Below are 22500 nucleotides of genomic sequence, written 5' to 3' on the forward strand. Positions count from 1 at the left end.
CTGCCAGAGCGCTCGCATGGTTTCGACGGCACGCACAGGCCGGCCGGGCCGCCGCCCTTCAGCAGCCGCCCGGGGTCCAGGCCGCGCGGACACCAGCCCCAGGGCCTGTCCGGTGGGTCGCATGCCCCGTCTCAGCGTCAGGCCGGTGGGTGCTTCGTCCGTGCGGTTACAGTCGCACCATGACTGATGGGGAGCAGCGGTCGGAGCTGACGACGCCGGGCATAGTGGAGCTTCGGGCAGGAGATGCAGACCGCGAGTCGGTGGCTGAGAAGCTGCGGGTCGCGGCGGGCGAAGGCCGTATCGACTTTGCCGAGTTGGAGGAGAGGCTCGATCGGGCTTACGCCGCGAAGACGTACGGCGAACTCGACGCCCTGGTCGCCGATCTGCCACAGGAGCGGCCTTCCGGCTCGCATTCTGGCACTGACGCGGAAACCCTCGTCCTCAAGCCCCGCCTGGGCAACATCGAGCAGAGCGGCCGGTGGACAGTTCCCCGGAGGGTCGTCGCCGAATGCAAAATGCTGCACATCGTGATCGACTTCACCGAGGCAACCTGTGCGTACCGTGACGTCACCGTCGAGGCGAGCTGCGGAACGGGCAACATTCAGTTGATCGTTCCGCAGGGCTGGGCGGTGCGGATCGACGGGGCGAGCACCAATACCGCTCACATCAGCAACAAGGCCACCGCGCCGACAGACCCGAGCTCCCCGACGCTCACGATCGTCGGACACCCGCGAGCCGGCCGCATCAAGATCAAACAGCCCCGCCGGAGGCGATAGCCTGCGCTCGCGCGGCCCGGTTCCCAAGCACTGTCCGCTGGGTCACGAGCGGAGCCAGAGACGTATGGCGGCAACGGTGACCGTTCCGTGGAAACGTATGCGCGCTTGTCGAAGCGAGTGGCCACGGCCCGGAAGCCCTTGAGGGCATTGCTCGTTCGCTCGACTTCATTTCGACGCTTGCAGACCGCCCTGTCGAAACCGGTATGCCGGCCACCTGCGCTGCCGCGGCGTTGGCGGTTGGCGCGCTGGTCCTTCCGCTCCGGAATCGGGTGCTTGATCTGACGACGCCGCAGGTAACTGCGGTTCCGGCGGGAGCTATACGCCTTCGTCACCGGTGACACCACTCATCGGACAATGCCTAGGGGGCCTCTACGGCTTTCTGATCCGGTCCGAGTCATCACCAAGGGCGGCTATCCCCAACGGGGTTGCCGGCCTTCCGAGTTGCCCTCCGGGCGGAATTCGGCATTCCACACCCCACCGCAAAAACCACTGGTACAGACGTGCAAAGATCCGGACAATGATGCGGGCGCTCCCCACACCTATCCGGAGCGCACCGTCTGATTTCGCATACCTCATGGAGTCATACGTGACCCAGTCTTCCCGGCGTGCACGCGCCCTGTGGCGTCTCGTCACCTCAGCGACCGCTGTCGTCCTGGTCGGTGCCACCGCCGGCACCGCTCTGGCCGACGCGCCTGCGACGACCGGTCCGGCGAAGAACGTCACCCGGAGCGCCGCCGCGGCCGGGCAGCACAAGCCCACCCCGGCCGCGCCGTTCTTCTTCCTCTCCGGGATCCTGCCGTCGGGCCAGATGTACGCCTACATGCCCGACGGGAAGGGCGGCTTCGACGACCGGTCGGGCGCATACGTCTGGCCGCACTTCAGGTACGGGGTGTCGATCGACCCCGATCTGACCGGCTACCAGGACGGCGCGTACCACGTCATGGACGATGGTGCGCTGAATCTCTGGCGCAACGGGCGCCTCAAGAAGGTGGCCACCGGCTGGGGTCAGTACAACCTCGTTTTCTCCCCCGGCACCCTGGGCGGCGCCAAGCACCCCGACCTGCTGGCCCGCGACAAGCAGGGCGTCCTGTGGCGCTTTCAGGCCAAGGCGGACGGCTCGCTGGCACCGCGCGTCAAGATCGGCCTCGGCTGGAAACAGTTCACCCAGATCGCCGGTCAGGGCGACCTGACCGGCGACGCCAAGCCGGACATCGTCGTCCGCGACAAGCAGGGCGTCCTCTGGCTGTACAAGGGCACGGGCGATCCGCGGAAGCCGTTCGCGTCCCGCGCGAAGGTGGGTCCCGGCTGGAACCAGTTCAACAAGCTGGTGGCCACGGGTGACGTCGACAGCGACGGCCACAGCGACCTCCTCGCCCGCGATCCCAAGGGCAATCTGTGGCTGTACAAGGGCACGGGCAAGGCGTCGTCACCGTTCACGTCCCGGGTGAAGGTCGGCTCTGACTTCAACCAGTACCGCGATCTGTTCTGACCATCCTGGGCGGTGACCCTGTTATGCCGCGGGCGGTGGCCGGTGAGGATGGTGTGGGTGCCGATTCGGCGCCAGACAATGTGGCGTGTGCCGCGCATCTTCTCCTGGCCGGTATCCCCGGGTCGGCCCGGCGGTGTCGGCGCTTCGTATGCTCGCGGTGCGGGGAACCGGAAGCTGACCACTTCGGAGGCGAACGACCATGTCGGGAAAGCGTGTTGTCCTGGTGACGGGCGGGGGAACGGGAATCGGGGCCGCCACCGCCCGGCTGCTGTGCACGGCCGGGCACCAAGTAGTGATCTCCGGACGGCGGCCCGAGCCGCTGCGTCGGGTGGCCGAGGAGACCGGGGCGCTGGCCCACCCTTCCGACGCCGCCGACCCCGAGGCCGTGCGCGAGCTCGTGGAGACGACGGTGACGGCGTACGGGAGACTCGACGGTCTGGTGCTCAACGCCGGAATCGGGCGGGGCGGCGCGGTCGGCGACACCGAGGTCGAGGACTGGGAAGAGCTGATACGGACCAACCTCACCGGCCCGTTCCTGCTGCTGCGTGCCGCGCTGCCGCATCTGCTGGCGGCCCGCGGCGCGGTGGTCGCGGTCGCCTCGGTCGCCGCGCTCCGCAACAGCGTCGGCAACGCCGCCTATGCGACGTCCAAGGCGGGTCTGCTCCACCTCTGCCGCTCCCTCGCCGTCGACTACGGCCCGCAGGGGCTGCGGGCCAACGCGGTGTGCCCGGGCTGGGTGCGTACGGAGATGGCCGACCAGCGGATGGCGCGGTTCGCAGCGGAGGCGGGGCTGGTGGGCGGTGCCGAGGCGGCATACGAGGAGGCGAACCGGCTGACTCCCGCCGGGCGGCCGGGTGATCCGGAGGAGGTCGCCAAGGCGATCGACTGGCTGCTGTCGCCGGCCGCGTCCTACGTCAACGGGGCCGTCCTCACCGTCGACGGCGGGGTGACCACTGTCGGCGTCGGCGGTGCCGCCTTCGACCACCGGATCGAGGCGCGCACCCCGCGCCTGTAGCGGACTGCCGGACAGGCACTGCGTCCGTTGACCGGGTGTCGGCCAGGGGGTGCGCCCTGCGCTCCGACTCAGGTCATTAGCCCAGGTCAGAGAGATCCAGTCATCGGGAACATCTCTTCGCACCCCAGGCGGAGCGGACAGCCGCACGGGGGACTTGATGAGAGGCGGCAGTGTGAGGCAGGTGCTGCTCCAGCAGGTCGACGGTGCCTACGATGTCTCAGGGGGAGATCACCCGGGCGTACCGCACCGAACAGACCGTGTCCTCTCGCTGTAGTGGCCTGGAGAGCGTCGGCCTGCATCGGCGCGATGTCGACCGCGCGCTCCGCGGGGTGCGGCCTCCGCACCGTGCGCAGCTCGTTCCGACGCACACGGACCACCCACTGCTGGGAAGAGCGCCCCACCCGACGCCCCTGCCCCACACCTATCCGAGCGAGCCCTTCACATGTACTGGTCGGCCCAGGCGCTGATGATGTGGGCGGCTCGCTGTGCTTGTCCTCGGGCGGTCAGGAGATGGTCTGCTCCTTCGAGCGAGACGAAGCTTCGCGGGTGCCGTGCCTCGTTGAAGATCTCGCCGGCGTTGGCGATGTCGACGGTGTTGTCGGTCGGCGAATGCAGGACGAGTAGCGGCAGGTCCAACTCGCCGATCCGGTCCCGCAGGTGAGCACGGCGGACGTCTTCGACGAAGGCGCGCTTGAGGACCAGGGTCCTCCCGCCGACGAACCACTCGTGCGACCCCTCACTGAGCACGCGATCCACGACCGCGTCGTACTGTCGCTCGACGTGGCTGGGATCGACCGGCGCCCCGATCGTGGCGACCGCGCGGACGCCGGTTGCCTCGGCCGCCGCGGCGAGGGCGGCGGCGCCTCCCCATGAGTGCCCCACCAGCAGGTCTGCCGGAGTCCCTCGCTCCGCCATCATGGCTGCGGCACGGATCGTGTCCTGGACCTTGACGGTGAAGGAACCGTCCCCCCAGTCGCCGTCGGAGTCCCCGATCCCGAGGTTGTCGAAGCGCAGCATGCCGATCCCCTCGCGTGCCAGCTGCTTGCTGACACGCGACGCGGCCGGCGAGCCCTTGCCGAGTGTGAATCCGTGCACGAAGATCCCCCAGCCGCGGATCTCGCCGTCCGGCAGGTCGATCGCTCCGGCCAGTTCGGGGCCGACGACGCTCGGGAATCTCACTTTTTCGCTCATGTTGTGATCACCTAGGCAGGGGTTGTTCGTGGAGCAGGTTCGTGGAGTAGGGAAGACAAGGGTGCCACCGGCCGGCGCCACGCGCGCGCTCCGGGCGGGGGAGCGGCGAGCGCGGTGCCTGCCGTGATCGGCACGTCAGGCAGTCGGCTTCTGGTCGGAGGACTGCTCGGTGGTGAGCAGTGCGGTGATCTCCTCGGCGAGGTGCGGGCCGAGCTCGCCCCAGCCGTCCTTGTAGCCGTAGACGCCGGCCAGGGTGCGGGCCTCGTAGTCGCCGTTCATGATCTCGATGTCCGTGGCCGTGATGAGCGCCGGGTGGGCGACACCGACGGCCGCCGAGACCTTCAGCAGCTCCTTGCGGAGGGTGCGCAGGTAGACGGCGGCCCGGGTGGCCTTCGAGGCCGGGTCGAGGCCGCGGGCCAGCCACGGGCTCTGGGTGGCGATGCCGGTGGGGCACTTGTCGGTGTGGCACTTCTGTGCCTGGATGCAGCCGATCGACAGCATCGCCTCACGGGCCACGTTGATCATGTCGGCCCCCAGGGCGAACGCGACCGCGGCGTTCTCGGGCAGGCCGAGCTTGCCGGAGGCGATGAACGTCAGGTCGTCGGTCAGCCCCCGCTCGGCGAAGGCGCCGTAGACCCGGGAGAAGCCCATCCGGAAGGGCAGCGACACCGAGTCGGAGAAGGTGAGCGGCGCCGCCCCGGTGCCGCCCTCGCCGCCGTCGATGGTCACGAAGTCGACACCACGGTCACCACGCGCCATCAGCGTGGCCAGCTCCTGCCAGAACTCCATCTCGCCCACCGCGCTCTTGATCCCGACCGGCAGGCCGGTCTCGGTGGCGAGCAGTTCGACGAAGTCGAGCATCGAGTCGACGTCGCCGAACGCGGTGTGCCGCGACGGGGAGGCGCAGTCCTCGCCGAGCGGGATGCCGCGGATCTCGGCGATTTCCGGTGTCACCTTCGCGCCCGGCAGCATTCCGCCCAGCCCAGGCTTGGCACCCTGGGAGAGCTTGATCTCTATCGCCTTGACCGGGGCGCCGGCGACCACGTCCTTGAGCTTGTCGATGTTGAAGCTGCCGTCCTCGTTGCGGCAGCCGAAGTAAGACGTACCGATTTGCAGGACGAGGTCGCCGCCGTTGCGGTGGTACGGCGAGAGACCGCCCTCTCCTGTGTTGTGCAGGGTGCCCGCCAGCGCCGCCCCCTTGTTGAGCGCCGTGATCGCCGCGCCGGAGAGCGATCCGAAGCTCATCGCCGAGATGTTCACCACGCTCGCCGGCCGGAACGCCTTGGCGCGCCCGCGCGGCCCGCCCAGCACCTTGGCTGAGGGCAGTGGGGCCTGCGGGTCGTGCAGGTCGGGCAACGTGCCGGCGAACGTGCGCTGCTTCAGGTAGGCGTGCCCCTGCGTGTGCTCGACGTCGTTGTCGGTTCCGAACCCGAAGTAGTTGTTCTCCCCCTTCGCCGACGCGTAGATCCAGGTGCGCTGGTCACGGCTGAACGGGCGCTCCTCGTCGTTGGAGGTCACTATGTACTGCCGCAGCTCCGGCCCGATCGTCTCCAACAGGTACCGGGCGTGCCCGAGCACAGGGAAGTTCCGGAGCAATGCGTGCTTCTTCTGGACAAGGTCACGGGCGGCCACCAGTGCCAATGCTGTTGCGGTGGCCGTGGCGATGCTCCGGGCGCGCATGAACGTTCCTCTCCTCGATGCTCGACTCCATTGCCATGCGGTGGAGTCGTCGTGCCGGACGTTGGGCGGCAGGCACGACCCAGCGGGCGTCAGCGTTCGTCGGAGAACGCCAAGTGATACTAGGGGCTCACCCGGACCAAGGGTCGCGGGTGGGGTGGTCTTCCCCGTGGTGGGTGGTCCCAGCGCGTCGGAACAGGTTATGCACGGTGATGCTCGCGTAACACGGCGTAACGTCTGAGCGTCGGCCGAGCCGGGCGAGGCAAGGGCTGCCGGACGGTCTCGTCGAGGGCTGCCAAATACAGGCCGGCTTGCCGAGCCCGGGGTTCGGGAGGCGAGCGAGCAGGGCGGCGACACCAAGATCGACTTGGGTAGACGGAAGTCCGGAACCCTCCGCACCGCGCTCTGGCTCGTGAGAAATCGGACCTGGGCGTCCGGCCTGTCCTTTGCCGATCGCCGGTGCGAGGTGTCCTGCTGCCGGGCCTGCTGAGGCATGTCCCGAGGTGAGCCGTGCCGTGAACTGGGCATTGTCACACCATTGACCGCCTTGACCGCCTTGACAGCCCGGTGGCGAGGGCGCCGGCGTGCGGGCGCCGGAGCGGGAAGCGCCCGATCGCCCCGTTGCTACGGCCCGGCCCCGCATCCCAGGGGCTGCCTGACGGCCCTTCAACGAGCTCGATGAAGGGTGGCCCGCCTGTGGTGACGACGATGCTGTAGTCCCACTCACCAAGCCGGTCGGACACAGGATCACTCCGCTCAACCCAGGCGGCACGCTGAAAGTCTGCATCGCTTGCTCGAGGTCCGGGACCACAAAGCGCACATGGTAGAAGGCAGTCATCCACCCGTGATCGAGCACGTCATCCCCAAGACCCAGAGGGTAAGCGACAGTTGAGTGCTGGCGTCGGAGCCTTTGATCGGTGACTATCTGTGGTCGGTGGGCTGTCTGCTCACTGGTAGGTCGGGGAGAGGCCCGCGGGGCACGGGGTGCGGCGGGGCTACGCCGCAGCGTCCGCTCAACGCATAACCTCGTGGTGGTTGAGGGGTGGGGTATGGAAGAGCCGGTCGTCGAACCCGTCAGGTACAGCGCTCCGTGCGAGGACTGCGGGGCGCGCCTGGAGCGTTGCGGTGTTCACAGTCTGATCGGTGGCACGTTGCGATGGGACGTGGAGTCCATGTGCAGGGCCTGCGGGCAGGCTACGGCCGACTGCGGCCAGGTCCTTCCTGCCCGGCTGAGGGACCGGCTGCTCACCGATCACGGGCCGGCCACGTTGCACGTGACGGATCCCTCGGTGGAGCGTGTCACCCTCATGCGGGTCCTGCGCGCTGAACTCGGCATCGGTCTGACGGAGGTCAAGGCTGTCCTGGGCCAGGTGCTGGCCGGGGCCTACTCAGGAACGCTGCCTGAGGTGGAGTACCTAGCCCGCAAGCTACGTAGAGCCGGAGTCGATGCGGTAGCTACCCGCCCCTGAGGCACTGTCGGCGTCGGGGGCTTCAGCAGGTGCCGGGATCAAGGGTGCTGCCGGTGAAGGTGTGCGGCGTACGTCGGCATAGGCGCGGAAGGTGATGCCGGCCTCGCCGGCGCGTTGGTGAATGTGCTCGTGCTGACCGCTGAGGGTTGCTCGGGTACGCACTGCTCCCCGTGATCGACAACATGAGTACGGAGACCGCGGTCGAGAAGACCTGGCGCCTGCTGCTGCAGCGCCACCCTGACGCATGTCGAGGCGGTAGTCCTACGTGCTGGTCAGTGGATGCGCCTGGCGTGCGTTGCCGCCGTGCTTCGGGTTATCGAAGTCGACTGTCCATCGCCGGTTTCTGATCTGGTCGCATGCCGGCGTGTGGGGACCCACGACAGCGAAGGGCTGAAGCCGATGGTCGAGGGTCACCGAACGAGACACGACCCGCACCGCAACCGGTACTTCAAGCCCCAACGCCTGCACGCCGACAAAGCGTATGACCGGTCCGACCCGCGAAAGTGGCTACGGGGAAAGCGGATCGGCGTGCGGCTCGCCCGCAAAGGCATCGAGTCCAGTGAACGGTTAGGGCGGCGTGGATGGGTGATCGAGCGCACCACCATGTCGTGGCTGTCTCAGTCACCACAAGCACGCCGAATGGGATATCAATGCTCGGGCTACTTCCATCAGGCGCCGGCTTGAGCACCCACACCATGGCGACTATCTGCGCCACGAGGCCAACGACCGCGCACGCCTTGCCTTACCACTGCCAAGCAGCACAGGAATAAGCCGAATTGGTCAGCAGGATGGTTGTTGGATTGTGGATACGACGAAAGCCCGGTGGCGCGAGCCGATATGGCTTGCGCCACCCGGAACCGGTCACACCTCCTGCTACCGCCGTGATGGTCGCAGCCGGGAGGCGCGGGAGGGTCAGAAGTCCAGGTCAGGGAATTCCGCCTCCAGCTCCAGCTCCGGCTCCGAATCGAGAACCGGCCGGCAGGGACCGGTGCTGGCGCGCAGAGTGATCAGCGGTTTCAGCAGGACATGCCGGGGTGACGAGGCAGGTGAGGTGAGCCGCTCCACCATCAGGTCCACGCCGATCCGGCTCATCTCCTTGGCCGGTATCTCGGCCGCGGTCAGCGGTGGGCTCACCTGCTCCGCCCAGCGGCTGGCCGCCACGCCGACGACCGAGAAGTCGCGCGGTACGCTGCGGCCGTGACGGGTCAGCCCGCGGTAGATGCCCTCCAGGGCGGCTTCGTTCATGACGACCAGGGACGTGGTGGCCGGATCGTCCTGCAAGATCCGTTCCACAACGTCCTCCCCGGCGCCGACATTGTCGCCGCTGGGGTACGCACGCGCGGTCAGTTCCATCTCCTGCATCGCCTCGGTGTAGCCCTCGTTCCCGAGCAGCGCGTACCCGTACCCGCTGTTGACGATCTGCTCCGACTTGTTGACGAAGGCGATTCTGCGGTGGCCCAGTTCGGCCAGGTGCCGAACGCATCCGTTTGCCAGGCCGGCGAAGTCGAGATCAACCCAGCCGACCCCGTCGGTTCCGCTGTTCCGGCCGATGGCGACGAAGGGGAAGGCCGCTTCCGTAAGATGCTGGATGCGGTCGTCCTCCCGGCGGACCTCCATCACGATCACTCCGTCCACGCGCCGTTCACTGACCATCCGCCGGAACGCGGGGTCCTTCCCCGACTTGCAGGGCGTGAGCAGCAGGTCATAGCCGTATGTGGTGGCGGTTTCCGCCACCCCGCCGACGAAGGCTAGCTGCACCGGCGGGTAGTCCCGGTTGGCGCCGGACGGCGGGTAGAGCAGTGCGAGCGTATGTGTCAGGTCGCGGGCCGCAGCACCACTATGGGTCTGGGCGCCGCGTCCTGTTGCCAGGTTGACTGTGCGCTCCGTCATGGTCCGTCGGCTGGGAGACGTTGTTCGGCCCAGATGGTCTTGCCGGTGGGGGTCTGGCGGGTGCCCCAGCCTTGGGTCAGCTGGGTCACCATCTGCAGTCCTCGTCCCCCTTCGTCGTAGGTGCGGGCACGGCGTAGATGAGGGGAGGTACTGCTGGCGTCGGAGACCTCGCAGATCAGGGTCCGGTCCCGGATCAGCCGTAGCCCGATGGGGGCGTCCCCGTAGCGGATGGCGTTGGTGACCAGCTCGCTCACCACCAGCTCGGTGATGGACGCTGCGTCGGTGAGCCCCCAGGTCGCCAGCTGACGGGAGGCCTGCGCACGGGCATCGGCCACGATTGCGGGATCTGACGGCAGCGACCAGGCGGCGACCTGATCGGTGTGCAGGGCACGGGTGCGCGCCAGGAGCAGAGCCACGTCGTCGGCGGGGCTCTCGGGCAGCAGGGCCCTGAGGATGATGTCGCAGGTGACGTCCAGCGAGGGCTCGGCGGAAGCCAGGGCTCCACAGAGTCGTTCAAGGCCGACACCGAGATCGTGGCCGCGGGCTTCTATCAGGCCGTCGGTGTAGAGGGAGAGCAGGCTTCCCTCGGGGAGTTCCAGCTCGGTGGGCTCGAAAGGCAGGCCGCCGACTCCCAGAATCGGCCCCGGGGTGAGTGGGACCACTTGGGCCGTGCCGTCGGGGAAGAGAACGACGGGTGGGACATGGCCGGCGCTGGCCATGGTGCAGATGCGGGATACCGGGTCGTAGACCGCGTAGAGGCAGGTCGCGCCGATCTGACCGGGGTCGGGCTCGTTCCGGACGTCGCTGTCCGAGGTCAGGTGGGTGACCAGTTCGTCGAGGTGGGTGAGCAGCTCGTCCGGGGGCAGGTCGACTCCGGCGAGCGTGCGCACCGCTGTACGCAGTCGGCCCATGGCGGCCGAGGCATGGATGCCATGGCCGACCACGTCGCCGACGACCAGGGCTACGCGAGTGCCCGACAACGGGACCACGTCAAACCAGTCGCCGCCCACTTCGGCGCCCCTGCCGATCGGCAGATAGCGGTGCGCCACCTCGACGGCCGCCTGCTTGGGGAAGTGACGGGGCAGCAGACTGCGCTGGAAGGTCAGGGCATTGGCGCGTTCCCGGGAGAAACGGCCCGCGTTGTCCACACTGCCGGCCGCCCGGCTTGCGAGCTCCTCGGCGAGGAGCAGATCATCCTGCTCGTAGGGGTTCGAGCCTTCCGCGCGGGCGAAGACCACGACTCCGAGCGTCAATCCCCGTGCTCGCAGGGGGGTAGCCATGATCGAGTGGAATGCGTGCTCCGCGGCGGTACCGGATCCCCCCACGCCGGCGGCGACCCACCGGGTGAAGTCGGGGTCGTCTCTTCCGCACAGCACCGTTCGACCGCTTGTCAGGGCACGTGCGGGGGGTGAGCGGGGAGGATAGGTGTCGGCCTCGCCGATCTCGGTGTCGGCTTCGGGAACCCCGTCGGCGGTCCGGTGCGCGACCCGGCGCAACACCACGGCGGCGTCGGCCGGCCCGGGCGGTGGTTCCTTTCCGCGGGTCACGGAGTCGAGCAGGTCCACACTGACGGAGTCGGCGAACCGCGGAACGGCCAGGTGGGCGAGTTCCTGAACCGTGCGCCTTACATTCAGGGTGGTTCCGATACGGCTGCCCGCTTCGTTCAGCAGGGCCAGGCGCTGCCGTGCGGCAACCTGCTCGGTACTGTCGAACGCCGCGGCCCCGACACCGGCCACCCGACCGGTGTCGGGGCTGCGGACGGGCCACATCTCGATGGTCCAGGCACGCCGGTGAGCGGACGGCGTAGCTGGGGCGAGGTGCTCATAGCGGCTTGGCTTGGCCTCCTCGGCGACCCGGCGGACGCATCGCAAAAACCCCTCGTCAGAGCGGTCGCCGCCCAGCAGGTCCGAGTAGGGCCAGGTGCCCGCCTCAGCCGCCTGCCCCTGTCCGGATTCGACAGCTCTGGCTTGCCCTGTGGCCGTCTGCGCCCCGTCGCCGTCGGCGGGCCTGCTCGTCATGCGCCCTGCCGGCGAGGGCTGCTCGCCACCGTGCGCGACCGCGTTCCACTGCCACGAGCGTGACGTGGTGCTGTAGGTGGAGAGCGCAACGGAGGACTGGGCGAATGCCCACTCCACCATCCGTCGGTCGGACTCCGCCTCGCCCGCCCCCGCGGTGGCGGTCACGACGAACGCCTGGGTCGTTCCGTCGTCACGGAGTGTCGGATGAAGGCGCAGGGGCAGATCGACGCGGTGGCCATCCCGGTGGCGGACTGCCGCTGTGCCGCTCCACTCCCGGGCGTCGAGCAGGCAGGGCCCGGCCACCTCGGGGTATTCCCCGTTGATCAGGAGGTCCGAGACGGGGTGTCCGACAATCTCCGGGGGGCGATAGCCCAGCAGTTTCCGAGCCCCTTCACTCCACCCTGTGACCATGCCCCCCGCGCTGATGATGGCCATGGGAACATGGTTCGGCCACCCAGAGTGACCAGTTTCCCCCACGGAAGTGGCCATTCTTGCTCAATTCGCCCGAGCGTCATTACTCACAGTCCCATAGTGCATGCGTGAAAAGAATCGAACAAGCTGCACTGACACTCAGGGATCGAGGCAGATCCGGTCGGAATCGTCGGCCACGGACACGAGCGACACGATCGGAACCGGCGTCGTCGGCTGTGGAGAGGGTTTGCCGGAGAGCCCTCCGCGGGACCGGCCGCTCGGAAGTGCGCACAGCCGAGTGCGGCTGTGGACCGACGACCTGGTGACGTGGCAAGAGGCCCCCTTGTTCAGCCCGGAAACCTCACATCCAGGGTGGATCCGCGGCGTACGAAGACGGGGATGCATTCCAGTAGAGCATCAGCTGTGGTGGTCTGGCCGCCGTCCTGGACAGTTCCTGTGGCGGCGGCCGTCCAGTCGGCACCGGTCGGCAGGTAGACCTGGCGGTGCCGTTCGCCGAGTCGGGTCACCGGGGAGATCAGCAGGTCCGGGCCGCACAGGAACTGGTCCTCGACCGTCCACGCGGCCGGGTCGTCGGGAAAGCCGAAGAACAGCGGCCGGATGACCGGTGCACCGCAGTCGGCTGCGGAGATCATCTGTCGCTGAAGATACGCACGAAGGTCCTGGCGTAGCCGCAGCTGCCGGGTCAGGATCCGGTAGGCATCCTGCCCGTAGGACCACAGCTCGTTGGGTCCCCCGCTTCGGCCGGCAGCCAAGGCGTCCCGCGGTTCGCGGTGGCCGTGCATCCGCAGCAGCGGGCAGAAGACGGCGAACTGGAACCAGCGGATGAGCAACTCCCGGTAATCGGGGTCGTCCGGGTCGCCACCATGGAAACCGCCGATGTCGGTGGTCCACCACGGAATGCCACTCAGGCCCGCGCTCAGCCCGGCGCGCACCTGCGCCGCGAGTGCCTCGAAGGTGGCCGGGATGTCACCCGACCACAGAGCCGCCCCGTAGGCCTGGCTGCCGGACCAGGCGGACCGCACCAGGCTGACAGGAACGTCTTCGCCTTCGGCCCGCATATGCTCGAAAAATCCCCGTACATGTTCGCGCGGATACAAGTTGGCCACCGCCCGGCCGGGCCCCGCCGCGTAACGCAGGTTGCCGAATTGTTCGGGGTACATCTCCGGTTCGCAGGCGTCCAGCCACCACAGCCGGAAGCCGAGATCGTAGTAGTTGCGCTTGATACGGCTCCAGATGTAGTCACGAGCCCGCTCGTCGGTGGGGTCGTAGAACACCACGGGCAGGGACTTGTCATCGACCTGACTGTCGGGGAAGACGTGCTGGAACGGCTGGCCGTGCTCCGTTCCCAGCAGCAGCCGCTCATCCCGCATGTGCGGGTAGTTCTCGCTCACGACGCTGACGGACGGCCACACGGACACCAGCGGCCGTACGCCCATGCTCGCCAATTCCGCCACCATGCCGGCCGGGTCGGGCCAGTCGGCAGCATCGAAGCGCCAGTCGCCCAGATGCGGCCAGTGGAAGAAGTCCACGGCGATGACCGACAGAGGAAGACCCCGGCGTTGGTATTCGCGAGCGACGCCCAGCAGTTCCTCCTGTGTCCGGTAACGCAGACGGGACTGCCACAGGCCCAGGGCCCATTCCGGCAGCGCGGGAGCGTGCCCGGTGGCATCGGCATAGTTGGCCATGATGCCGGCGGGAGTCGGACCGGTGGTGATCCAGTAGTCGATCTGATCGGCGGCGTCGGCGACCCACCGGGTCTGATGGGCGGCCAACTCCACACGTCCGACGGCGGGCAGGTTCCACAGCAGACCGTAGCCTCGGGAGGAGAGGGTGAAGGGGATGGTGACCTCCCCGTTGCGCTGCACCAGGTCGATCACCATGTGCTTGTGGTCGAGGCGCCCGTGGGAGTGCTGGCCCAGCCCGAAGAACTGTTCACCGTCATAGGCGGCGAAGCGCTGTTCCAGCTGATAGCGGCCCTCGCCGACCGGTGTGAACTGGCGGGGACCGGGCCAGGCGAAGTGACCGACGGACTCCCGCAGCAGCTCGGTTCCGTCCGGCGTACGTGCGAAACGCAGATGGCCCTGGGGAGACAGCTCTACCCGCAGCCGCCCGACAGTGAGGGTCCGGCTGTCGTGGGGACCCACGCCCAACTCTGCGGCCGCGGCGGCAGGGGGCGCACTCAAGGCTCCCGGCAGGTCGTCGCGCACACGATGTCGGGCCGAGCGCACCCGGACACTGTCGGCTCCCCAGGGTTCCACCCGCAGTACGTGCTCGGCGTCACCGAACTCAAGGCAGACGGCCGGACGGGAAGAGGCGGGAGGCCGGGAGCTGGTCCCGGCTGCGTCGGACGTGGAGGCGGAGGGTGCGGGCCTTGTGCCGTCGGGCGGAGACATACTGCTCCTTTCTCACAGGGCTGTTGTACGGGTCAGTTGCGGTGCAGGGGCGCGGGTGGCGGTTCACGGCGCGGTCAGTCCGTGACCGCTTCATTGGTGAGTCCGGCAGCGATGTGCCGCTGGGCAATGGTCAGAAGCAGCGCGGCGGGTAGGGAAGCGATGACGGCGGTGGCCATTACCGCGTTCCAGGTGGTGGTATTGGTGCCGGCACCGATGTAGTCGTACAGACCCAGCGTGATCGGCTTCCACGTGGTGGTGTTGAGATTGAGCGTTGCGGCGAACAGGAAGTCGCCCCATGCGAAGAGGAACGCGAAAAGGCCTGCTGTGATCAGTGCGTTGCGGGATATGGGAAGCACGATCTGCCAGAAGATGCGTACCGCGCCTGCACCGTCCAATGCCGCTGCCTCCAGCAGGGATCGGGGGATGGCGGTCATGAAGGCCCGCAGGATGAGCACGGCGAAGGGGACGGCAAGCGTGGCGTCGGCCAGGATCAACGCCAGGGCCGAGTTGAGGATCTGGACGGAGGCGAAGATCTGGTACAGAGCGTTGGCCATGACGATGCCGGGCACGAGTTGGACGACCAGCAGCACGCTCAGTAGCGTCCTGCCGCCCGGGGAGCGCAGCTGCGCCAGCGCGTAGGCCGCCGGCGCAGCCAGGGCCAGCGTCAGGACCGTGGCGCCCGCGGCGATGATCAGGGATGCCAGCAGATGGCCCCCTTGCTGGGACAGCGCGTCCCGATAGCCGTTGAGTGTGCCGCCGAGGGGCAGCCAGTGCGGTGAGGGCCGGGCCAACTGCTGATTGGTCTGGAAGGACGCGTTCACCATCCAGTACAGCGGGAACAGCATGACGGCGACGACGGCGACACCGAACGCGGATTTCGCCCAGGTGGGTACGGCCGCCCGGCTCCGTCCGCCACGGACCGTGGCGGGCCGGCTCCGAGCAGCGCGGGCGGCGGTCATGCGCGGGCTCCAGGATCAGCGCGCAGCGCGCGCAGGTACAGCAGGGCGAAGACGGCGGCCACGATGATGAGCAGATCACCCGCGGCCGCTCCGAGGCCGAACTCCGACAGCCCGCCGAAGGACAGCTGGTAGGCGTAGGTGGTGATCGTGTGGGTGGCGTTTGCCGGGCCGCCCTTGGTCATCACCCAGATCACGTCGAAGACCTTGAGCGTGTAGATCAGGCCGAGCGTCACGACGATGCCGATCACGGGTCTGATCTGGGGCAGCGTGACATAGCGGAACTGCTGCCAGTGGCCGGCGCCGTCCAGGGAAGCCGCTTCATAGAGCTCCGTCGGGATGGCCAGCAGCCCGCTGTGGAGGATCACCATGTTGAACGGCACACCGATCCAGATGTTGCAGATCAGCACTGAAGCCATCGCGGTATTGGGGGTGTTGAGCCACGGCACCGGGTCCTGGACCAGGTGGAGGGTGAGCAGGATCTGGTTGACGACGCCATTGCTGGTGTCGAGCAGCCACCGGAACAACGTGCCGCCGACGACCAGGGGCAAGAGCCAGGGGATCAGCATGAGCGACCGCAACAGCGGGCTGAGCGGAAACGAGCGGCGAAAGAACTCCGCGAGTCCCAGGCCGATCGTGAACTGGAAGAAGAGTGAGCCCGCAACGAAAATCACGGTGTTGACGACGGCAGTGGCAAAGGCGGGGGTGCTCAGCAGTCGGCGGTAGTTGCCGAGGCCGATGAACGGGGCGTTGCCGCTGTACAGGGAATTGATGTCGTAGTCCTGGAAGGACAGCACCACATTGCGGGCCAGAGGATAGAGGTAGAACACCGCGACGAATACGACGACCGGCACGATGAACCCGATACCGAGCCGTCTGCCGCCAGCCGCCGGAGCCACGGAGCGGTCCGGCGGCGGCCTTTTGCAGCCGGCGACCGCCGCCGAGTTCTTGGGCACTTCCGGAACCACGGCTACCTCTCCGGGAGGGCGGCCGTCGGCGTGTACCACCCACGGGTCAGCGGCCCGGTGCTCATTGCGTCGCCTGCTTCTGGGCGTCAGTCAGCGCCGCGCCGGGCGACTTGCTCCCTGACAATGCTGCCTGCACCGCGGTCCACAGCGCCTGCGAGTACTTCGGATAATCCGGCCCGACTTCCGCCGTGCGGCTCTTGGCGCTTCCGATGGTCTCCACGAATGTCTTCATCGCGGGCACAGCAGCACTGAATTCCGCGGCCACCTCCGGGTCGGACGGCACGTAATTGGTGAGCTTGGCCCACTCCAGACTGTTGCCCTTCGACACCATGCACTTGATGACCTCGGCTGCCTTGCGAGACTTGTCCCCACCGCTGCCGGCCGCCCACACCTCACCGCCGAGCGCACCGGAGGAGGTACCCCCGGCCGGGGCGGGCACCGGCACGATACCAAAATCCTTCATGCCTGCCTTTCGTAACAGGGGCAGCTCCCAGGGACCATTGATCATCATAGCCAGCGAACCGTTTGCGAATTGCTCCCCGACATTCATCTGATTCCAGCTGAGCACGTCCTTGGGCGCAGAACCGGAGGCGACCAGGTCCTTCAGGAGACTCAGCGCCGACACGGCCTCCGGCGAATCGAGCTTCTTCAGGGAGGCACCAGCGCTGAAGAAGAAGGACTCGAACTGGAAACTGCCTTCTTCCGTGGCCGGCACGGCAAAGCCGATTCCGTGCACCTTGTCGCCCTGAGCCAGCTTCTTGGCCGCGATGCGCAACTCATCCCACGTGGCGGGCGGTTTGATGCCCGCCTTCTCAAGCATCGACGTGTTGTAGTAGAGCGCCAACTGGTTCACACCGGGCGCCACACCGTACTGCTTACCCTGGTATTTACCCGCGGCGACGATGTTCGGATACATTCCGTCGGTCTTCACACCAGCCGCGCCGAGGTCGGCGAGCGCTCCCGTGGCGGCGAGCTGCTGTAGGTCAGGATTGTCCAGGAGAATCAGGTCCGGTAGCGCCCGACTGTTCGCCAACTGGAGCACTTTTGTGCGCAGGTCCGGCACAATCTGCCGCTTGATGGTGACCCCCGCCGGCTTGCCGCACCGAGTGAGCTGCTTGGCCAGGGCACTCCGCCCGGGTTCGGAACTGTAATAGTCCATTTCGGTGAGAGTGATCTTGCCGCTTTCGGTGGGACTGGGCGGCGAGCCATCACCACCGCAGGAAATCAGCAGCAGGCCGGCTGCGGTGACCGTCGCCACCAAAGTCCCGATTAACCGGATGCGACGGCATTCAACAGAGGTGCGCATGGCGGCTCCAAGGGGAAATCGGTGCGCAGACACTGACATGCGCGACCCAGGCCTTGGCTTTCTGCCGACGCGCGGAGAGGCAGACACGGATCGGAATGCGAAAGACCGCAAGGCATTTTGCTGCATTCTCGCGAAAGGCATATGAAACTGGCTTTCCGTCAGGCCTGTGAACCGCAGGCGACCACGCGATCATCCGGCTCTCCTTCAGCAAGCCGTGGATGCTTCTCAGGCCAGTGGCGGATCGCTCGATCATCGGGTGTGAAGCGCCGTCCTCGCCCGCCACGGCGAACGTGTCGGCCTCGCGCTCCTGCCCGGTCCCGGAGGCGGGGCAGGAGCGGCAGACGCAGCCGGTCTCGCCGCGCCAGGTCTCGTGAGCCGTCCTTGACCGGGGCCCGTAGTGAACGGAGAAGGTGACAACGTTTCCGTTGCTCTTGCCATGCGCTGCCGGCAGTTCTCGGAAACAGCTCAGCGCGGGGCAGGCTCGAACAGTTCGATGAGGTTGCCGGCCGGGTCTGTCAGCAGGATCTGGCGTCCACCGGGGCCCGCGATGACGTCGCTGCGGAAGGACAGCCCGGCGGCGCGCAGTTGGTCGATCTCGGTGTCGAGGTCGTCCACAATGAGATGGATGCGGTTGCGGCCCGGCGCGGTGGCGTCATCGGGCGTGGCCCTGGCGCCGGAGCTCGCCGGCCCGGACAGCAGCAGTCGCAACGGGCCGCGGACCACGTCGGCGAAGGCAGGCGCGGGGTTGGTGTGCAGAGTGAAGCCGAGGTGGGTGGTGTAGAAGTGGACCGCGGCGGCCACGTCGTCGACGATGTAGCGGACGCTGGCGAGCTCGTCGGGTGTTGTCACGGTTGGATCTCCCGGTTCGTGGCGCGGGCGAGGACGGGCAGCAGGTGACGGACGCGGGTGCCGATCTCCGTCGTCATGCACCTGAGGGCGGGGTGGCTTGCCTGGTCGTTGCCACCGGCGGCAGCCGGGCCGCGGATGCTCCAGTGGATCAGTCGCCGCTTGTTCACGTCGAACACCTTGACATGCTGGGCCAGCAGATTGCGGGACAGCCGCACCGTAACTGCCGGCCCCCTACACCCGGTCCGTCGCACCGTCCCAAACGGTGCGGGCCACCGGAGCAGCCGGCAATGGCCAGGCGCAGTTCCCGTCGGCTGCGTGGCCAGGTAACCGCCGTCGACCACATGGTGGTACCCGTACGGGTATGCCCGCAGCTGCCGCGTTCGGCGTCAGCTCTGTTTGATGTGCAGGTGGATGGGGCCTCGCAGGATGGGGCTGGGCCGGTAGGGCGGTGGGTCGGTGACCAGTGTGGGTCGTTCCAGGCGCCGTACGAGCGCGGTCAGTGCGGTTTGGGTCTCCAGCCGGGCCATCGGGCCGCCGAAGCACAGGTGGATGCCGCTGCCGAAGCCCAGGTGCTGGTTGTCCTGTCGGTCGGGGTTGAAGCGGTCGGGGTCGTGGAAGCGGGCCGGGTCGCGGCTGCCTGAGGCGAGCATGAGCATGATCTGCGAGCCCTTGGGGATGACGGTGTCGGCGATGCTGATGTCGCTGTATGCCGCTCGCCAGGGAATGATGTGCACGGGGGGCTCATAGCGCAGCAGTTCCTCGACGAGCGGCACGATCAGGTCCGGTTCGTCGCGCAGCCGTTGCAGTATCTGCGGGTGGCGCAGCAGGGTGAGCATGCCGTTGGTGATGAGGTTGACGGTGGTCTCGTGGCCGGCGATGAGCAGCAGGTTGGCGGTGCTGACGATTTCGTCGTCGGTCATGCGTCCCTCGGGTCCGTCGTCGTTGGCCATCCGTGCCAGGAGGTCGTCGCCGGGCCGGCCGTGGCGTTGTTCCAGCAGTCCGCCGAGGTATTGGGTCAGGTCATTCCTGGCCTGCATACCGTTGTCGAGTTTCTCCTTCGGGTCGGTCTTGGGGTTGTAGTCGAGCGAGTCGACGATGGCGTTCACCCACACGTGGAACCGTGGTTCGTCCTCGCGCGGCACACCGAGCAGGTGGCAGATCACGGTCACGGGGAACGGGTAGGCGAAGTCGTCGACGATGTCGATCCGCTCCTTGCCCGCGAAGTCGTCGATCAGGCCGTTGACGACGGCGGTCAGGTCGGGTTCCATGCCGGTCACCAGGCCCGGGGTGTGCGGGGGGCCGAAGTGACGCATGGCCAGGCGTCGCAGGCGGTCGTGCTCGGGCGGGTCGAGGTTGATGAACGAGGGTGTGGTGTGTGCTTCGGCCGCGGGCATGGGCCGTGACAGGTGGCGGACGTCGGAGCTCAGGTGTGGGTCGTGCAGGATGCCGGTGAGTTCGCGGTAGGTGCTGATGACGTAGCTGCCGTCCTCCTGGAGGGCCACTGGTGTCTTGCGCAGTTCGGCGTAGAGCGGGTAGGGGTCGGCGCGGGAGGAGTGGTCGAGGATCCGGTGCAGGGTGTCGGGCGTGTGGGTCGTGGTCATGTCGCTTTTCCTCCTGTGTCCTCCTGCTTCCTTCCTACTGGTGGTGCTGCCACGCGGCGGTGACACGCCGCTCTCCTGGGTCGTGGCCGGTGACGACCACGGTGGCGCCCTGGGCGAGCAGCTTGGGGCTGGGGAAGTCGACGGGCACGGGTTTTGCGTCGGCGGGCTCGTCGGGTGTGGGGCAGGGGGGAGGGAAGGGCGCGGCCGTCTCGATCAACTGCCGGTAATGGTCGAGCCACTTGGCGTTGTTGAAGCTGACTGCCGCGGTGACGCGGCCCTGATAGCCGTATGCGGCGACGAAGCGGTGGTCGGGCACGGACCCCTGGGTGACGACGACCTCGTCGGCGAAGGTCGGCACACCGACGGACTTGATGTTGACGCCGAACTGGATCGACCAGAACGTCGGGATGGACAGGTGTGGCCAGCGGTCCGCCTGGGCGCTGAGCATGTTGTGCGCCGCGACTTTGGCTTGCTCCACGGCGTTGACCCAGTGTTCCAGTGAGATGAGTCGGTATTCGTAGATCGGGTTCGGGCAGCGTGCCACGTCTCCGGCGACGAAGATGTCGTCGGTGATCAGGCCGTTGAGGTCGAGGGCGCGGCAGCCCGTGTCGCAGGCGATGCCCCATGGGCCTGCCGCCAGTCCCGAGCCGCGCAGCCACTCGGTGTTGCGGATGCCGCCGAGCGCCACCACCGCCACGTCGGCATCGATGGTGGTGCCGTCGGAGAAGTGGGCGCGACGGAAGTGCCCCTGGGCGTCGCCTTCCAGCTTGGTGACTTTGACGCCGCAGCGCAGGTCGACGCCGTGGGCGCGCTGCATGTCCGCCGCGACCCCACCGATCATGGCGCCGAGTGCGCCGACCAGCGGGGCCGGTGCGAGTTCGGCGACGGTCACCGGGATGTCCCGCTCGCGGCAGATGGAGGCGATCTCGGAGCCGGTGAAGCCCGCGCCGATGATCAGTACGCGGGAGGGCCCCGCCGCCATCGCCCGCTGCAGGCTCTCGGCGTGCTCGCGGGTGCGGACGACGAACACGCCGTCCAGGGCGGCCTCGGCCTCGACGAACCAGGGCCGGGCCCGCACTCCGGTGGAGATCAGCACGCGGTCGAAGGGAACATCTCGGCCGTCGGCGAGATGTACGTGATTGGTCGCCAGGTCCAGCCCATCGGCGGGCACGCCCAGCAGCCACTGCGCATCGATGTCACGGCGTCGCGGCAGCGTGGTGTTCCCGGCCGGCACCCACCCGGTCAGTACCTGCTTGGACAGCGGGGGCCGGTCGTAGGGCTCGCCCAGCTCGTCGCCGATCATGGTCAGCGATCCGGTGAAGCCCTCCTCACGCAGGGCCTCCGCGGCCCGCAGTCCCGCCAGTGACGCCCCGACGATCACGATGCGGCCGTCCCGCCGGAACGCTTGCAAGGTGTCGGCGCTGCCCATCACGGCGACGCCTCCACCGGTGCGTCCTGCCCCTCCAGCTGGTCGACCAGAATGGCCTGGAGCGGGCAGGCCGCCGCGGCGCGCAGCACCTGTTCGCGCTGGACGTCGTCGGGCTGCGGGTTGTACATCAGCGCTTCCTCGCCGTGCATCCGGAAAGCGTCCGGAGCCAGGAACGCGCACTGCGCATATCCCTGACACCGGGAAAGATCAACGACAACTTTCATCCCGAACTCCGTTTCAGGACTGCAAAGCTGCGGGCCCTGAGGCAGCGCCGGTACGGCGCCCGAAGCGCGAGGAACACCTTCGAAGGGGGGATTCGGCTGTTGCTCACCCCTGCGCATACGAAAGGGGGGCACCACGCACGTCAAAGGTCTCCGCAGAAAGGTCTCCGTAGAAAGAACTGAGCATCGCGAATGAGGCCCGGGCGTCTGCCAAACCGCCCGGAGAACCTGACCTTGTTGTCAAAAGCGTATCCCGCACACACGCCGCCCGCACCCCGGGAAAGGGACATACGGGCGTCGGCAAACCCGGCATCCGAGGGCTGACCGAACAGGAATTCCTCAATGTCCTCAACCCGGGCGCTACCAGCAGCAACTCGACCGCGGCGCCGCCTACCTGGCGTCGATGGCCGGCGAGTCCGGGGCCTGCCCACCGCACCCTCGTTACCAACGCCACCCCCTTCGTCCTGGAGGCCCAGGGCCCACAGGGCATGTTCGGGACGTCCTGGACGATCTGTGAGGCCAGGGGTCATTGCGGATCAACGGCGGGGACGACAGTCGCCCCCGTTGCCATCGTCGAGCGGGCTTGGCGTCATCCTGGCCCCTGGTGGGCCGCATGATGCCGGCCGGCAAGGGCCCGGGGCGGCTCCTAGCCCGACCGTGTGACCTGCCCTGTCGAAATGCGGCTGCGTGCGTGCCGGTTCGTCCCGCCCGAGGCGCGGGGTGCTTTCGTCTGGAGGCCTGGTATGCGACGGCTCCTGTGTCTGTCCTGGCGAGCGGCTGGCTCCAGACCCTTCTCATGCACCCCGCTCGTTTTCGGCTG

Annotated in this window: 16 protein-coding genes and 2 pseudogenes; 4 read left to right on the forward strand and 14 right to left on the reverse strand. The window is 67.8% G+C overall.

The window, feature by feature from the left end; all coding sequences use genetic code 11:
* The first annotated feature begins 179 nt into the window (after nucleotides 1-179).
* Nucleotides 180-776: a DUF1707 SHOCT-like domain-containing protein gene (locus STRNI_RS40505; RefSeq protein ID WP_277413124.1), complete on the forward strand. Its 597-nt coding sequence runs from the start codon at nucleotides 180-182 to the stop codon at nucleotides 774-776.
* 42 nt (nucleotides 777-818) lie between these two features.
* Here STRNI_RS40505 and STRNI_RS40510 read toward each other — a convergent pair.
* Nucleotides 819-1102 (reverse strand): annotated as a pseudogene (locus tag STRNI_RS40510) (IS5/IS1182 family transposase); the annotation flags it as partial.
* Nucleotides 1103-1362: 260 nt separating this feature from the next.
* Here STRNI_RS40510 and STRNI_RS40515 point away from each other — a divergent pair.
* The gene (locus STRNI_RS40515; protein ID WP_277413125.1) at nucleotides 1363-2265 is read left to right on the forward strand and encodes an FG-GAP repeat domain-containing protein; all 903 of its coding nucleotides are present in this window, start codon (nucleotides 1363-1365) and stop codon (nucleotides 2263-2265) included.
* Nucleotides 2266-2464: 199 nt separating this feature from the next.
* On the forward strand, nucleotides 2465-3280 hold the full coding sequence (locus STRNI_RS40520) for an SDR family NAD(P)-dependent oxidoreductase (RefSeq protein WP_277413126.1): 816 nt from the start codon (nucleotides 2465-2467) through the stop codon (nucleotides 3278-3280).
* Between the two features lie 438 nt (nucleotides 3281-3718).
* On the opposite strand, the gene STRNI_RS40525 is transcribed toward STRNI_RS40520, so the two are convergent.
* Together STRNI_RS40525 and STRNI_RS40530 are read right to left on the reverse strand one after the other, a co-directional pair.
* Nucleotides 3719-4471 (reverse strand): alpha/beta hydrolase family protein, encoded by a 753-nt coding sequence (locus tag STRNI_RS40525; protein ID WP_093646237.1) that lies wholly within the window; start codon nucleotides 4469-4471, stop codon nucleotides 3719-3721.
* 135 nt (nucleotides 4472-4606) lie between these two features.
* Nucleotides 4607-6151 (reverse strand): FMN-binding glutamate synthase family protein, encoded by a 1545-nt coding sequence (locus STRNI_RS40530; RefSeq protein WP_093646238.1) that lies wholly within the window; start codon nucleotides 6149-6151, stop codon nucleotides 4607-4609.
* Nucleotides 6152-7879: 1728 nt separating this feature from the next.
* On the opposite strand from STRNI_RS40530, the pseudogene STRNI_RS40535 reads away from it, so the two are divergent.
* A pseudogene (locus STRNI_RS40535) lies at nucleotides 7880-8235 on the forward strand (transposase); the annotation flags it as partial.
* A gap of 294 nt (nucleotides 8236-8529) precedes the next feature.
* On the opposite strand, the gene STRNI_RS40540 reads toward STRNI_RS40535, so the two are convergent.
* The 11 genes from STRNI_RS40540 to STRNI_RS40590 form a co-directional block, all read right to left on the reverse strand.
* Entirely contained in the window at nucleotides 8530-9507 is a 978-nt protein-coding gene (locus STRNI_RS40540; RefSeq protein WP_148588237.1) for a LacI family DNA-binding transcriptional regulator, read from the reverse strand.
* Nucleotides 9504-11960 (reverse strand): ATP-binding SpoIIE family protein phosphatase, encoded by a 2457-nt coding sequence (locus STRNI_RS40545; RefSeq protein WP_277413127.1) that lies wholly within the window; start codon nucleotides 11958-11960, stop codon nucleotides 9504-9506. The genes STRNI_RS40540 and STRNI_RS40545 overlap by 4 nt, the downstream gene beginning before the upstream one ends.
* 323 nt (nucleotides 11961-12283) lie before the next feature.
* Nucleotides 12284-14350 (reverse strand): glycoside hydrolase family 31 protein, encoded by a 2067-nt coding sequence (locus STRNI_RS40550; protein WP_277413128.1) that lies wholly within the window; start codon nucleotides 14348-14350, stop codon nucleotides 12284-12286.
* A gap of 74 nt (nucleotides 14351-14424) precedes the next feature.
* Nucleotides 14425-15309, reverse strand: coding sequence for a carbohydrate ABC transporter permease (locus tag STRNI_RS40555; protein ID WP_277413129.1), 885 nt, complete (start codon nucleotides 15307-15309; stop codon nucleotides 14425-14427).
* Nucleotides 15306-16262, reverse strand: a complete 957-nt coding sequence (locus STRNI_RS40560) for a carbohydrate ABC transporter permease (RefSeq protein ID WP_277413130.1) — start codon at nucleotides 16260-16262, stop codon at nucleotides 15306-15308. Before STRNI_RS40560 ends, STRNI_RS40555 begins: the two co-directional genes overlap by 4 nt.
* 73 nt (nucleotides 16263-16335) lie before the next feature.
* Entirely contained in the window at nucleotides 16336-17580 is a 1245-nt protein-coding gene (locus STRNI_RS40565; protein WP_277413131.1) for a sugar ABC transporter substrate-binding protein, read from the reverse strand.
* Nucleotides 17581-18045: 465 nt separating this feature from the next.
* Nucleotides 18046-18429, reverse strand: coding sequence for a VOC family protein (locus tag STRNI_RS40570; RefSeq protein ID WP_148588243.1), 384 nt, complete (start codon nucleotides 18427-18429; stop codon nucleotides 18046-18048).
* Nucleotides 18426-18596 (reverse strand): hypothetical protein, encoded by a 171-nt coding sequence (locus STRNI_RS40575; RefSeq protein WP_187412899.1) that lies wholly within the window; start codon nucleotides 18594-18596, stop codon nucleotides 18426-18428. Before STRNI_RS40575 ends, STRNI_RS40570 begins: the two co-directional genes overlap by 4 nt.
* A gap of 219 nt (nucleotides 18597-18815) precedes the next feature.
* The gene (locus STRNI_RS40580; protein WP_277413132.1) at nucleotides 18816-20030 is read right to left on the reverse strand and encodes a cytochrome P450; all 1215 of its coding nucleotides are present in this window, start codon (nucleotides 20028-20030) and stop codon (nucleotides 18816-18818) included.
* A 34-nt stretch (nucleotides 20031-20064) separates the two neighbouring features.
* A complete protein-coding gene (locus tag STRNI_RS40585) occupies nucleotides 20065-21459 on the reverse strand; it encodes an NAD(P)/FAD-dependent oxidoreductase (protein ID WP_266437985.1) in 1395 nt (464 codons plus the stop codon).
* Nucleotides 21459-21683 carry a ferredoxin gene (locus tag STRNI_RS40590; RefSeq protein WP_148588245.1) on the reverse strand — a complete coding sequence of 75 codons (225 nt, stop codon included), beginning with the start codon at nucleotides 21681-21683 and terminating at the stop codon, nucleotides 21459-21461. The genes STRNI_RS40585 and STRNI_RS40590 overlap by 1 nt, the downstream gene beginning before the upstream one ends.
* Nucleotides 21684-22500 lie beyond the last annotated feature (817 nt).

Source organism: Streptomyces nigrescens (assembly GCF_027626975.1).
GTDB classification, from domain to species: Bacteria; Actinomycetota; Actinomycetes; order Streptomycetales; family Streptomycetaceae; genus Streptomyces; species Streptomyces nigrescens.

Bases quoted from the DNA above. Each gene is read 5' to 3' on its own strand.
- STRNI_RS40525 (WP_093646237.1), bottom strand. From the start codon at position 4,471: ATGAGCGAAAAAGTGAGATTCCCGAGCGTCGTCGGCCCCGAACTGGCC.
- STRNI_RS40505 (WP_277413124.1), top strand. From the start codon at position 180: ATGACTGATGGGGAGCAGCGGTCGGAGCTGACGACGCCGGGCATAGTG.
- STRNI_RS40565 (WP_277413131.1), bottom strand. From the start codon at position 17,580: ATGCGCACCTCTGTTGAATGCCGTCGCATCCGGTTAATCGGGACTTTG.
- STRNI_RS40550 (WP_277413128.1), bottom strand. From the start codon at position 14,350: ATGTCTCCGCCCGACGGCACAAGGCCCGCACCCTCCGCCTCCACGTCC.
- STRNI_RS40585 (WP_266437985.1), bottom strand. From the start codon at position 21,459: ATGGGCAGCGCCGACACCTTGCAAGCGTTCCGGCGGGACGGCCGCATC.
- STRNI_RS40545 (WP_277413127.1), bottom strand. From the start codon at position 11,960: ATGGCCATCATCAGCGCGGGGGGCATGGTCACAGGGTGGAGTGAAGGG.
- STRNI_RS40590 (WP_148588245.1), bottom strand. From the start codon at position 21,683: ATGAAAGTTGTCGTTGATCTTTCCCGGTGTCAGGGATATGCGCAGTGC.
- STRNI_RS40580 (WP_277413132.1), bottom strand. From the start codon at position 20,030: ATGACCACGACCCACACGCCCGACACCCTGCACCGGATCCTCGACCAC.
- STRNI_RS40540 (WP_148588237.1), bottom strand. From the start codon at position 9,507: ATGACGGAGCGCACAGTCAACCTGGCAACAGGACGCGGCGCCCAGACC.
- STRNI_RS40520 (WP_277413126.1), top strand. From the start codon at position 2,465: ATGTCGGGAAAGCGTGTTGTCCTGGTGACGGGCGGGGGAACGGGAATC.
- STRNI_RS40530 (WP_093646238.1), bottom strand. From the start codon at position 6,151: ATGCGCGCCCGGAGCATCGCCACGGCCACCGCAACAGCATTGGCACTG.
- STRNI_RS40555 (WP_277413129.1), bottom strand. From the start codon at position 15,309: ATGACCGCCGCCCGCGCTGCTCGGAGCCGGCCCGCCACGGTCCGTGGC.